We start from the raw sequence: 11,565 nt of genomic DNA, 5'->3' as shown, positions 1-11,565 counted from the left end.
GTGCCGACTAGTTGGTGCTGCGCAACTCGGTGGTGCCCGCCCGGCGGCCGGCCGCCTTCTTGGCCGCGGTCTTACGTGGGGCCGGGGCCTTGCGCGGCGCGGCCTCTTCGTCCTCCTTCGCGGTGGGTACCGTCGTCAGCTTCGCCTTCACCGGCGGTGCGGACACCTCTGGTTTCTGGCTCAACTTGTGCAACAACAACGCTCCGCCGCCGACGGCCAACAGGATTGGCCAGTCGACGAGGCCGGCCACCCCGATCGCACCAATGGCCAACGCGGCCGCCGCGGTCGACTTGCTGCCGCTGCTAAGCCCTTTCTTGATGCCTTTGGTGGCGCCGGTGACGCCGCCGGCGATCCCGTTGACCGCCGCGCCGCCCACCGCGCCCGCGGCGGCTGCGGTCGCATCCGCCGCGCGACCTACCGTTCGACCCACCCCGCGAACTGCCCCGCCGACGACACCCATCATGACTCCCTGGCCCAGATTAGTTTTGTTCCAAAAGGGTATAACTACCGTTTTACACTTGTTAACCCGCGCACTGCGCTCGCAGCGCTGAGATTCTGGTCAAACGCATGTGCCATGCAAGCCTGCCACGCCGTGAACTCACAGGCAACGCGACGCCGCTGCGCGGCCGCGCATCCCGGCGGCTTCTCACCCGGCGCGAAAGTCGGCCAACACCGGAGCGTGATCACTGGGCGCCTTGCCTTTGCGCTCCTCGCGGACGATCTGCGCGTCGGTCACCCGGTGGGCCAACGCCGGCGAGGCCAGGATGAAGTCGATGCGCATGCCCTGCTTTTTCGGAAACCGCAGCTGCGTGTAATCCCAGTAGGTGTAGACCCCGGGCCCGGGGGCGAAAGGCCTTACCACATCGGTGAATTGCAAATCGACGATAGCGTTGAACGCCTTGCGCTCCGGCTCGGACACGTGTGTGCAGTCCCGATAGAACTCGGTGCTCCAGACGTCGTCGTCGGTCGGGGCGATATTCCAATCACCGACCAGTGCGATCGGTGCCGCGGGATCATCGCGCAACCAGCCTGCAGCCGTATCACGCAGTGCGGCAAGCCAATTGAGCTTGTATGTGTAGTGGGGGTCGTCCAGGGTGCGGCCGTTGGGCACGTACAGGCTCCACACCCGCACACCGGCGCACGTGGCGCCCAGGGCGCGGGCTTCTGCCGTGGCTGCCGCCCCTGGCTTACCGCCCCAGGTGGGTTGACCGTCGAACTCCACCTCTACGTCCTCGAGGCCGACGCGCGACGCGATCGCCACGCCGTTCCACTGATCGAACCCGACGTGCGCGACCTCGTAGCCGAGTTCGAATAGCGGCAGGGTGGGGAACTGGCTATCGGCGCACTTGGTCTCCTGCATGGCCAGCACGTCGACCTCGGCGCGCGCGAGCCAATCGACGACACGGTTCAAGCGGATGCGAATCGAGTTCACATTCCAGGTGGCCAGCCGCAGCTGCGGCGATCGCTTGCGCGGCGAAGCCGGGCGCTGGGGGTCGCTGCCATCAACTGCGCCGTCAGGCAAGGGTGTCTCCTATCTCCAGTTATCGGGCGGTCGGACATAGCGGCTGCGATGGTGCAGCCGGAAACCGAGCGACTCGGCGGCGGTGTTCGCTTCGGTGTCGGAGACGCGTAGGTAGCCGCGGGTTGCGCCGCGACTCGCCCCCCAAGCCAATAGCGCCTCATACAGCCGGCCGTGGTCGGCGTCCGCGCCGCGGATCTCCGACAGGCCCACCCAACGGGTGCCGTCCGGTGCGCCGGTCACCGCCGCGCGTGCGGCCGCAACGCCCGGGTAGGCGCCGAACGCCAGCTCGCCGTCGAGGACCGCGGTAAGGACATCGACCGGTATCTCGCGCTGGTAGAGCTGCAGCCAGGTGTCGTCGGGGCGGGCCGACAGGGTGATCGACGGGTCGGGTTCGTGGGCAGAAAGGTCGCGGACGTCGCGCACCAGGACTCGTTCCGTGTGTTCGCTCGTCAGCCCGGCCGGCAGCGGCAACAGACGGTCGGGGATGGCCAGCCGCGGCGTCAGGTCGCGGTGCGCGTACCAGGCGACGATCGCGGGGATCGCACCGGCGTGAGCCGAAATGTCTAGCGGCACCGCTGAATTGGCGGCGAATGTGGCGCCGTGTCCGGCCCGCAGTAGCCAGCCGTCCAGCCAGGCCTGTTCGATGCCGGGCCAGCCGGCGGCCGCGGCGCGCTCGAGCGCCCGGATCTGGGAGGTGCGCACCGGCGCGTCGGTGAGTGCCCGCACTGCCACCACGTCGGCGGCGGCGAATTGGACTACCGTTCCGGTCTTCGTCCGCACCCGCACCATCGGGTCGAGCGCGAGCAGCTGGCCGACCGCGTCGGTCAGCGGCGGGACCGAACCGGCCGGCCGACGATAGCGGACGGTCACCCGTGTCCCGAGGTCCGGCCACGAGACCATCAGTGGCCGAACGGGTCGGCTACCTCGCCCGGCATCCACGACAGCCCGGGAACGCCCCAGCCGTGGGATTTGACCGCCCGCTTGGCGGCGCGTGCATGCCGGCCGATGAGACGGTCCAGGTAGAGAAATCCGTCGAGGTGCCCGGTTTCGTGCTGCAGCATCCGCGCGAACAGGCCGGTGCCCTCGATGGCGACCGGATTGCCGCCGGCGTCGAGTCCGGTGACCCGTGCCCATTTCGCGCGTCCCGTGGGGAAGGACTCGCCGGGAACCGACAAGCAGCCTTCGTCGTCATTTGTCGGGTCGGGCATGGTCTCCGGTATCTCGGAGGTTTCCAAGACCGGGTTGACGACCACGCCGCGGCGGCGGTTGGTCAGACCGCGATCCTCCGAACAGTCGTAGACGAAGAGCCGTAGCCCGTAGCCGATCTGGTTGGCCGCCAGGCCGACGCCGTTGGCGGCGTCCATGGTGTCGTACATGGTGGCGATCAACTCGGCCAGGTCGGCCGGCAGCGATCCGTCGGCGGCCACCGGTACCGGCTTCGTCGGAGTGTGCAAGACCGGATCTCCCACGATGCGAATGGGTACGACTGCCATGGTCGGCTAGCTTATGCCCGCAGACCCCGGACTCTTGAGCGGGCCGGAACGGCCCGAGGTGGGCGCGGGCAATCCGGGCAAGTCGGCCGACTCGCGGGTCTGGATTACAGCTTGAGGGTTCCCGGCATGGTTCAATATTCGCCGGAACATGCCCCTTTGTAGGTCAAGTCATTCGAGCTAATTGAGCATTCGCCGGAAGGGTCCAGGGGAAGCGATATGGACGGCGCCATGGCGCGGGCAAATCGATCGGGGGACGACTCTGAAATCACGGACGGGCTGACCCGCCGCGAGCACGACATCCTGGCCTTCGAACGTCAGTGGTGGAAGTTCGCCGGCGTCAAGGAAGAAGCCATCAAAGAGTTGTTCTCGATGTCGGCGACACGCTATTACCAGGTACTCAACGCGCTGGTCGATCGGCCCGAGGCGCTGGCCGCCGACCCGATGCTGGTGAAACGGCTCAGGCGGCTGCGTGCCAGCCGCCAGAAGGCGCGGGCGGCGCGTCGACTGGGCTTCGAGGTGACCTGACAACCTCCGTGCGGGTTTTGCGGGTTCTGGCGCTCCCCTGGCTACAGTGGGCTCGATGAGTGAACGCGTACCCGACTCTTCTGGGCTTCCCCTGCGCGCCATGGTGATGGTGCTGCTGTTCCTCGGCGTCATCTTCCTGCTGCTCGGCTGGCAGGCCCTGGGTTCGTCCGGGAACACCGACGATGACTCGTCGGCGGTGTCCACCATGACCACGACGTCGCCGCCGAGCTCGACCAGCGGCAAACCCGCGCCGAACCACGCCGAGGTGCGCGTCTACAACATCTCCGGGAAAGAGGGCGCCGCCGCGCGGGCGGCGGACCAGCTCAAGGCGGCCGGCTTCAAGATCACCGACGTCGGGAACCTCTCGCTGTCCGAGGTCTCGGCCACCACCGTGTACTACAGCGATGCCGCCGGTGAGCGCGCCACCGCCGATGCGGTCGGCCAGAACCTGGGAGCACCGGTCGAGCCGCGCATTTCCGCGCTTGCCGACCAGCCGCCCGGCGTCATCGTCGTGGTGACCGGCTGAGTTAGGCTCTCGCTATGCCTAAGCCCGCCGGTCGCCGCCATGCCGCCGCTGTCACCGTGTCCGCGTTGTCTCTAGCCGCGTGCGTCGCGCTGCTCAGCGCGTGCTCGTCGCCCCAGCACGCGTCGACAATCCCGGGCACCACGCCGTCGGTCTGGACGGGGTCACCCGCGCCGTCGAGCATCTCGGGTCGTGAGGGGCCGGCGGCGTCAGAGAGCCTGACCACCGTGCTGAAGGGACCTGACGGCACGCAGGTCGCGACGGCGAAGTTCGAATTCGCCAACGGGTTCGCGACCATCACCCTCCAGACGACGACCGTCGGCGTGCTCTCGCCCGGTTTCCACGGCGTGCACATCCACAAGGTCGGCAAGTGCGAGCCCAACTCGGTCGCCCCCACCGGTGGCGCACCCGGCGACTTCCTGTCCGCCGGTGGGCACTTCCAGCCGGGGCGTACCGGACGCTCCGCCGGTGACCTGACCTCGCTGCAGGTGCGCGGCGACGGTTCCGGGACGTTGGTGACCACCACGGACGCGTTCACCATGGAGGACCTGTTGGCCGGGAGCAAGACGGCGATCATCATCCATTCGGGCGCGGACAACTTCGCCAACATCCCGGCGGAGCGCTACACCCAGGCCAACGGGACTCCGGGACCCGACGAGACCACGATGACCACCGGTGACGCCGGAAAGCGGGTGGCGTGCGGTGTCATCGGTGCCGGCTAGCCCGCCGGTAAACAGGGCCAGCACCCGAATCGATTTCGCCCGCTCACCGCGGCCGACCGTGGGCGTGGAATGGGAGTTCGCGCTCGTCGACGCGCAGACCCGCGACCTGAGCAACGAAGCCACGGCGGTCATCGCCGAGATCGGCGAAAACCCGCGCGTGCACAAGGAGCTGCTGCGCAACACCGTGGAAATCGTCAGCGGCATCTGTGACTGTGCCGCGGAGGCGATGGAAGATCTGCGCGAAACGTTGGGTTCCGCCCGCCAGATCGTCCGGGCCCGCGGCATGGAGCTCTTCTGCGCCGGCACGCACCCCTTCGCAACGTGGTCCGCCCAGAAGCTCACCGACGCGCCGCGCTACGCCGAGTTGATCAAGCGCACCCAGTGGTGGGGCCGGCAGATGCTGATCTGGGGGGTGCATGTTCACGTCGGGATCTCCTCGGCCAACAAGGTGATGCCGATCCTGTCGTCGCTGCTCAACTACTACCCGCATCTGCTGGCGCTGTCGGCGTCGTCGCCGTGGTGGGCCGGCGAGGACACCGGATACGCGAGCAACCGCGCGATGATGTTTCAGCAGTTGCCCACCGCCGGGCTGCCGTTCCAGTTCCAGACCTGGTCGGAATTCGAAGGGTTCGTGTACGACCAGAAGAAGACCGGGATCATCGACCATATGGACGAAATCCGTTGGGACATAAGGCCTTCACCGCATCTGGGTACCCTCGAGATACGGGTTTGCGACGGGGTGTCCAACCTGCGTGAGCTCGGCGCGCTGGTCGCGTTGATGCATTGCCTCGTGGTCGACCTGGACCGCAGGCTGGACGCCGGCGAGACGCTTCCGACCATGCCGCCCTGGCACGTCCAGGAAAACAAGTGGCGTGCCGCCCGCTATGGGCTGGACGCGGTGATCATCCTGGACGCCGACAGCAACGAGCGGCTGGTCACCGACGATCTCGAGGACGTGGTGACCCGGCTGGAACCGGTCGCCAGGTCCCTGCATTGTTCCGACGAGCTGGCCGCGGTGTGCGACATCCCTCGCGTCGGCGCGTCGTACCAACGGCAACGGCGGGTGGCCGAGGAGCACGACGGCGACCTGCGCGCCGTCGTTGACGCGCTGGTTGCCGAGCTGGACATCTAGCCATGGCGCCAGAGCCCTTTGAGCTGGCCATGTTTCCGCTCGAAGCGGCGCTGCTGCCCAACCAGGATCTGCCGCTGCGCATCTTCGAGCCCCGCTATAGCGCGCTGGTGGCGGACTGCATCGCGACCGGTGATCCGCGCTTCGGGGTAGTACTCATCTCGCGCGGCCGCGAGGTCGGCGGCGGCGAGTCACGTTGTGACGTCGGGACTTTAGCCCTGATCGACGAATACGTCGATCAGGGTGCGGGCCGATATGTGCTGCGCTGTCGAACCGGCGAACGGATCCGGGTGTGTGACTGGCTGCCCGACGATCCCTACCCGCGGGCGACCGTGCGAATCTGGCCCGACGAGCCGGGAGATCCGGTGACCGAACCCCAGCTGCTGGAGCTCGAGGACCGGGTGATGGCGCTGTTCGAGCGGATCGCGACCGCCCGCGGCGCTCGGTTGCCCGACCGCGATGCGGTGCTCGGCCACCGCGACGCCGACGCCGGGCAGCGGCTCTACGCGTTGGCCTCGCGCGTCCCGATCGGTGCGGCCGACCGCTACGCGGTACTCGCGGCGCCGTCGGCCGCCGATCGGCTGGCCGCGCTGCACGAGGCTGTGGATTCCGTCGCCGCCATCGTGGAGTTCGAGCTGTCCGAGTAACGCTCCGGCGGCGGCCCGAGCGCTACAGGGCTTTGCCGAACGCGCGTAACGATGCCACCTGCACGGCATCCAGTGAGGGGCGCACGGTTTCGCGCGCGGCGGCCAGATCGGCGGCGGTGACGTCGGCAGCATCGATGGAACGCCGCATCGCGGTGAGCGCGGCCTCCCGCAGCAACGCCACACAGTCGGCGGCGCTGTAACCGTCGAGTTCGGCGGACACGACGTCGAGGTCGACGTCGTCGCTCAGGGGGATCGACTTCCCGGCGGTGCGCAGGATTTCCCGGCGCGCGGTCGCGTCGGGCGGTTCGACGAACACCAGCCGTTCCAGCCGCCCCGGACGCAGCAACGCCGGGTCGATCAGATCGGGCCGGTTGGTCGCGCCCAGCACGACGACGTCTCGTAGCGGGTTGATGCCGTCGAGCTCGGTCAACAACGCGGCCACCACCCGGTCGGTCACACCCGAGTCGAAACTCTGGCCGCGGCGGGGCGCCAACGCATCGACCTCGTCCAGGAACACCAGCGACGGTGCGGAGTCACGGGCGCGGCGAAACAGCTCGCGCACCGCCTTTTCCGACGAGCCCACCCACTTGTCCATCAGCTCGGAGCCTTTGACGGCGTGCACGCTGAGCCGCCCGGTGCTGGCCAGCGCGCGGACCACGAAGGTCTTGCCGCAGCCGGGCGGGCCGTACAGCAACACCCCACGGGGCGGGTCAACCCCCAACCGCGCGAAGGTGTCCGGGTGCTGCAACGGCCACAGCACCGCTTCGGTCAGGGCCTGCTTGGCGCCGGCCATGTCGCCGACGTCGTCGAGCGTGACGCTGCCGACGGTGACCTCCTCGCTCGCCGAGCGGGACAGCGGCCGGATGACGGTCAGCGCACCGGCCAGGTCGTCCTGGTTCAGGGTCGGTGGCCGGCCGTCGGCGCTGGCCCTTGACGCCGCCCGCAGCGCGGCTTCACGCACCAGCGCGGCCAGGTCGGCGACCACGAAACCCGGTGTGCGGTGGGCGATTTCGTCGAGATCGAGGTCACGTGTGGGCACCGGCTTCAGCAGCGCCTCCAGCAGCGCCTTGCGGGTGACGGCGTCGGGCAGCGGCACGCTCAGCTCGCGGTCGCACAGCTCGGGTGCGCGCAGCCGGGCATCGAGCTGGTCGGGCAGGGCCGACGTGGCGATCAACGCCACCCCGTCGGTGGCCACCGCGGTGCGCAGCTCGCCCAGGATGAGGCTGGCCACCGGCTCGACGGTGGCCGGCAGCAGGGCGTCGACGTCGGCGATCAGCAGCACCCCGCCACCGTTGCGCACCGCCGCCACCGCCGAGGCCACGGCCTTGAGCCGGTCGTCGGCGGCCAGCGCGCCGACCTCCGGGCCGTCCAGCTCGACAAGCCTGCGGCCCGCGCACACCGCGCGCACCAGGGTCACCTTGCCGACGCCGGCCGGACCCGACACCAGGACGCCCAGGTTCGTGCTCGCGCCCAAGGTCTTCAGCAGGTGCTGCTCGTCGAGGGCAAGCTTGAGCCATTCGGTCAGCTTGGCGGCCTGGGGCTGGGCGCCCTTGAGTTCCTCGACTTGGATCTGCGGGGTGGCGGCGCTGTCCAGTTGGTGCGAGGACGCCCCGGCGCTGTGCGGGATACCGGTACCCCACGTCACCAGCGTGTTCGGTTGCACGCTAACCGGTCCGTCGGGGTCGACGCCGGTGACGGTCAGCAGCTCGGATGTCCAGCTGATCCCGACCGCCGAGGCCAACGCGCGGCTGGCCGCCGACGTGGATGTGCCCGGACCCAGGTCGCGGGGCAGCAGCGACACCGCGTCGCCGACCGTCATCACCTTGCCGAGCAAGGCCTGCCGCAGGGTGACCGGCGGAATCGACTGCGTGGTCAGTGCCGAGCCGCTCAGCGTCACCCACCGCGCGCCGTAGACCGTGACCGTGCCGACGATCACCGCGGTGCCCTCCCGCAGGCCGGCATTGGACAGCGTCACGTCGTCCAGCAACACGGTGCCGACCGGGGTGTCCTGGCTCGCCAGCCCGGCCACCGCCGCGGTGGTCCGCGACCCGGTCAGCGACACCGCATCCCACTCCCGGATGCCAAGGGCGGCAACGGCGCTCGGGTGCAACCGGATGACCCCGCGCCGCGAGTCGACGGCCGACGTGTTCAGCCGGGCCGTGAGCGTGAGCTGACGCGCCAACTCAAAGCCGCCCGCCCGGCTTACGCAGGCCCAGCCGCGCCATCGACCGGCGATGGGGCTGCGCCCGGCGGATCGCGCGCCGCGCGGCGCGCCGCTGCTTGGGCTTGTCGCCCCATGCTTCGGGATGTGCGGCGAGCCAGCGCCGGTTGCGCACCGCGAACGGGATATGGCACAGGTAGGCGATGATGATCACCCAGATCAGCATGTAGGGGACCAGCACCGCGGCCGCCGCGCAGATCGCCAGCAGCGCGAGCAGCGCGGCCGCGTAGTTGGGCGGCACCGACACGGCGTGCATCTTTTTCATCGGGATCCCGCTGACCATGAGAATCGACGTCCCCGTGACCCAGACGCACAGGAACCACACCGAGGTCCACCAGCCTTCGCCGAACTGCATCTTGAGGGCCAGCAGGCCGATCATGGAAACCGCGCCCGCCGGCGCGGGCATTCCGACGAAGAATTCACGGGCGTACGCGGGCTGGGTTCCGTCGTCCTGCAGCGCGTTGTACCGCGCCAGCCGTAACACCACGCACACCGCATAGAGCAGCACGACGACCCAACCGACCGGCCACTTCGACAACATCGTCACGTAGAGCACCAGCGCGGGTGTCACTCCGAAGTTCACCGCGTCGGCCAGTGAGTCGATTTCCGCGCCCAACCGCGACTGGACGTCGAGGATGCGGGCCACCCGACCGTCGAGTCCGTCGAGGATGGCGGCCGCGGCGATCAGTGCCATCGCGGGCACCGGCTGGTGGTCCAGGGCGAACCTGATCGCGGTCAAGCCGGCACAGATCGACAGCACCGTCATGGCGCTGGGCAGTATCTGCAGGTTTACCCCTCGCCTGCTCCGAGGCTTGGTCGTCATGGCAATTCGGCCAGCACGGTCTCGCCGCCAGTCGCGCGCTGGCCCACTCTGACGGCCGGTTCCGCGCGTGGCGGCAGGTAGGTGTCCAGCCGGGAGCCGAATCGGATCAGGCCGTAGGTGTCGCCGATCGACAGCTTGTCCCCGACGTGTGCGTCGCACACGATCCGGCGCGCCAGAAGCCCGGCGATCTGGACCGCGACCACCTCGGCACCGCTGGCCGTGCGGATCCGCACGCTGGTGCGCTCGTTGTCGTCGCTCGCCGCGGGCAGATCGGCGGAGCCGAATCGGCCCGGCCGGTGGTGCACGGCGATCACCTCGCCGGTCACCGGGGCCCGCTGCACGTGGGCGTCGAACACCGACAGGAAGATGCTGACGCGCGGCAGCGGCGCGTCACCCATGGCGAGTTCGCGGGGCGGGGCCGCGGAGTCGATGACGCAGATCACGCCGTCGGCGGGCGCGACCACCACACCGGGCCGGGTGGGTGGCACCCGCGAGGGGTGACGGAAGAACGCCGCGCAGGCGGCCGCCGCCAACAGACCCGCCCGGCGCAGCCACCGGTAGCGGTATCCGACGGCAGCCACGGCCAGGCCGGCGGAAATGAACGGCCGTCCCGCCGGGTGCACCGGCGGAATGGTGGATCGCGCCAATGCGAGCAGGTGCGCGGGGCCTTCCGGGCGGGGGCGTCGTGCCACGCGGTCATCTTACGGACGCCGCGGTCCGCGTGGTGTCGCGGAATGCGCGCTAACTCAGATCCCAGACTTGCAGCTGGGTACCGGCGGACACCTGCTCGACATCCTCCGGGATATCCAGCAGGCCGTTCGCCGATGCCAGCCAACGCAGATGATGCGATGCCGGCGGGCCGTAACTGATGACCGTGTCGACCCCGCCTTTGGAGCTATCGAGTATCGCGCGCCGAAACTGGCGCTTGCCCCGCGGCGAGGTCAGCGACTCGGTGAGGATCGCGGCCCGGTGCGGACGCTCGGGATTCGGCAGGCCCATAGCCCTGCGCAGCGCGGGACGGAGGAAAACCTCGAAGGACACCAGCGCGCTGACCGGGTTGCCGGGCAGCGTGACGATCGGTGTGCCGGCCACGCGCCCGATGCCCTGCGGCATTCCCGGCTGCATCGCCACCTTGACGAATTCCACTCCCCGATCGCCGTCGCGGCCGAAGGCGTCCTTGACCACCTCGTAGGCGCCGGCGCTGACTCCACCGCTGGTGATGATCAGGTCGGCCTCGGCGGCGTACCGGTCGAGGACCGCGCCGAACTCCGCGACGTCGTCACCGGCGGTCGCGGTGGCGACCACGATGCCGCCCGCATCGCGGACGGCGGCGGCCAGCATGATCGAGTTGGACTCATAGATCTGCCCCGGGCGTAGCGGGTGGCCCGGCGCCACCAGCTCCGAGCCGGTGGAGATCACCAGCACCCGCTGCCGTGGGATCACCGTCAGCTCGGCCAGTCCCAGCGCCGAGGCCAGGCCGAGCACCGGCGGCGTCACCGGCTGACCGTTGCGCAGCACGGTCGTCCCGGCGGCGACGTCCTCGCCGGCCCTGCGGATGTGCCTGCCGGGCTCGCAGTGCTGCCGGATCGTCACCGACTGCACGCCGCCGTCGGTGGCTTCGACCGGCACGATGGCCGTGGCCCCGGCCGGCACCGGCGCCCCGGTCATGATCCGGTGTGCGGTACCGGGCCGCAGCGTCAATTCGTCGGTGCGGCCGGCGGGAATGTCCTCGGCGACCGGCAACACCACCGGGTGTTCCGGCGTCGCACCCGACGTGTCCTCGGCGCGCACCGCGTAGCCGTCCATCGCGGAGTTGTCGAAAACCGGCAGCGACAGCCGCGCGACCACGTCGTCGGCAAGAACCAGCCCTTGAGCCTCGGTCAACGACACCGTGACCGCCGGGCGGGCACGGATCATCTCTCCTACGACGCGCTGATGTTCTGCGACGGACCGCACCCGG

The 11,565-nt window shown here is 69.5% G+C and carries 13 protein-coding genes; 5 read left to right on the top strand and 8 right to left on the bottom strand.

Going from position 1 to position 11,565, the window contains the following annotated elements:
- Positions 1 to 7 precede the first annotated feature (7 nt).
- The 4 genes from G6N24_RS18330 to G6N24_RS18315 all read right to left on the bottom strand — a co-directional run bounded on the left by G6N24_RS18330 (position 8) and on the right by G6N24_RS18315 (position 3,015).
- On the bottom strand, positions 8 to 460 hold the full coding sequence (locus tag G6N24_RS18330) for a hypothetical protein (protein ID WP_085158045.1): 453 nt from the start codon (positions 458 to 460) through the stop codon (positions 8 to 10).
- 186 nt (positions 461 to 646) lie between these two features.
- Positions 647 to 1,453, bottom strand: a complete 807-nt coding sequence (locus G6N24_RS18325) for an exodeoxyribonuclease III (RefSeq protein ID WP_179963507.1) — start codon at positions 1,451 to 1,453, stop codon at positions 647 to 649.
- 78 nt (positions 1,454 to 1,531) lie between these two features.
- Entirely contained in the window at positions 1,532 to 2,422 is an 891-nt protein-coding gene (locus G6N24_RS18320) for an N-acetylglutamate synthase, CG3035 family (protein WP_085157906.1), read from the bottom strand.
- Positions 2,422 to 3,015: a peptide deformylase gene (locus G6N24_RS18315; protein WP_085157908.1), complete on the bottom strand. Its 594-nt coding sequence runs from the start codon at positions 3,013 to 3,015 to the stop codon at positions 2,422 to 2,424. Before G6N24_RS18315 ends, G6N24_RS18320 begins: the two co-directional genes overlap by 1 nt.
- Before the next feature lie 216 nt (positions 3,016 to 3,231).
- Here G6N24_RS18315 and G6N24_RS18310 point away from each other — a divergent pair, with 216 nt between their 5' ends.
- Genes G6N24_RS18310 through G6N24_RS18290 form a run of 5 tightly spaced genes read left to right on the top strand, consistent with a single transcriptional unit; the run spans position 3,232 to position 6,561 of the window.
- The gene (locus G6N24_RS18310; RefSeq protein ID WP_085157910.1) at positions 3,232 to 3,540 is read left to right on the top strand and encodes a DUF3263 domain-containing protein; all 309 of its coding nucleotides are present in this window, start codon (positions 3,232 to 3,234) and stop codon (positions 3,538 to 3,540) included.
- A 55-nt stretch (positions 3,541 to 3,595) separates the two neighbouring features.
- Entirely contained in the window at positions 3,596 to 4,066 is a 471-nt protein-coding gene (locus G6N24_RS18305; RefSeq protein ID WP_085157912.1) for a LytR C-terminal domain-containing protein, read from the top strand.
- Positions 4,067 to 4,080: 14 nt separating this feature from the next.
- Positions 4,081 to 4,785, top strand: a complete 705-nt coding sequence (gene sodC, locus G6N24_RS18300; RefSeq protein ID WP_085157914.1) for a superoxide dismutase[Cu-Zn] — start codon at positions 4,081 to 4,083, stop codon at positions 4,783 to 4,785.
- Positions 4,766 to 5,917: a glutamate--cysteine ligase gene (locus G6N24_RS18295; RefSeq protein ID WP_163745652.1), complete on the top strand. Its 1,152-nt coding sequence runs from the start codon at positions 4,766 to 4,768 to the stop codon at positions 5,915 to 5,917. The genes sodC and G6N24_RS18295 overlap by 20 nt, the downstream gene beginning before the upstream one ends.
- Positions 5,918 to 5,919: 2 nt before the next feature.
- The gene (locus G6N24_RS18290) at positions 5,920 to 6,561 is read left to right on the top strand and encodes an LON peptidase substrate-binding domain-containing protein (protein WP_085157916.1); all 642 of its coding nucleotides are present in this window, start codon (positions 5,920 to 5,922) and stop codon (positions 6,559 to 6,561) included.
- A gap of 22 nt (positions 6,562 to 6,583) precedes the next feature.
- Here the strand turns inward: G6N24_RS18290 and G6N24_RS18285 are convergent, their stop codons facing one another.
- Genes G6N24_RS18285 through moeA form a run of 4 tightly spaced genes read right to left on the bottom strand, consistent with a single transcriptional unit; the run spans position 6,584 to position 11,561 of the window.
- Positions 6,584 to 8,743: an AAA family ATPase gene (locus tag G6N24_RS18285; RefSeq protein ID WP_139822235.1), complete on the bottom strand. Its 2,160-nt coding sequence runs from the start codon at positions 8,741 to 8,743 to the stop codon at positions 6,584 to 6,586.
- A 1-nt stretch (position 8,744) separates the two neighbouring features.
- Positions 8,745 to 9,605, bottom strand: coding sequence for a CDP-diacylglycerol--serine O-phosphatidyltransferase (pssA, locus tag G6N24_RS18280; RefSeq protein WP_085157920.1), 861 nt, complete (start codon positions 9,603 to 9,605; stop codon positions 8,745 to 8,747).
- Positions 9,602 to 10,297: a phosphatidylserine decarboxylase gene (locus G6N24_RS18275; protein ID WP_085157922.1), complete on the bottom strand. Its 696-nt coding sequence runs from the start codon at positions 10,295 to 10,297 to the stop codon at positions 9,602 to 9,604. Before G6N24_RS18275 ends, pssA begins: the two co-directional genes overlap by 4 nt.
- A gap of 49 nt (positions 10,298 to 10,346) precedes the next feature.
- Entirely contained in the window at positions 10,347 to 11,561 is a 1,215-nt protein-coding gene (gene moeA, locus G6N24_RS18270) for a molybdopterin molybdotransferase MoeA (RefSeq protein WP_085157924.1), read from the bottom strand.
- Positions 11,562 to 11,565: the final 4 nt, after the last annotated feature.

The sequence above is a fragment of the Mycobacterium lacus genome, from assembly GCF_010731535.1.
GTDB classification, from domain to species: domain Bacteria; phylum Actinomycetota; class Actinomycetes; order Mycobacteriales; family Mycobacteriaceae; genus Mycobacterium; species Mycobacterium lacus.
The sequence above is the reverse complement of the archived record's forward strand: the minus strand, read 5'-3'. Positions and strand labels throughout refer to the sequence as shown.

Coding starts and splice junctions, on each gene's coding strand:
- G6N24_RS18320 (WP_085157906.1), bottom strand. CDS start 2,422: ATGGTCTCGTGGCCGGACCTCGGGACACGGGTGACCGTCCGCTATCGT.
- G6N24_RS18290 (WP_085157916.1), top strand. CDS start 5,920: ATGGCGCCAGAGCCCTTTGAGCTGGCCATGTTTCCGCTCGAAGCGGCG.
- G6N24_RS18310 (WP_085157910.1), top strand. CDS start 3,232: ATGGACGGCGCCATGGCGCGGGCAAATCGATCGGGGGACGACTCTGAA.
- G6N24_RS18305 (WP_085157912.1), top strand. CDS start 3,596: ATGAGTGAACGCGTACCCGACTCTTCTGGGCTTCCCCTGCGCGCCATG.
- G6N24_RS18315 (WP_085157908.1), bottom strand. CDS start 3,015: ATGGCAGTCGTACCCATTCGCATCGTGGGAGATCCGGTCTTGCACACT.
- pssA (WP_085157920.1), bottom strand. CDS start 9,605: ATGACGACCAAGCCTCGGAGCAGGCGAGGGGTAAACCTGCAGATACTG.
- G6N24_RS18330 (WP_085158045.1), bottom strand. CDS start 460: ATGGGTGTCGTCGGCGGGGCAGTTCGCGGGGTGGGTCGAACGGTAGGT.
- sodC (WP_085157914.1), top strand. CDS start 4,081: ATGCCTAAGCCCGCCGGTCGCCGCCATGCCGCCGCTGTCACCGTGTCC.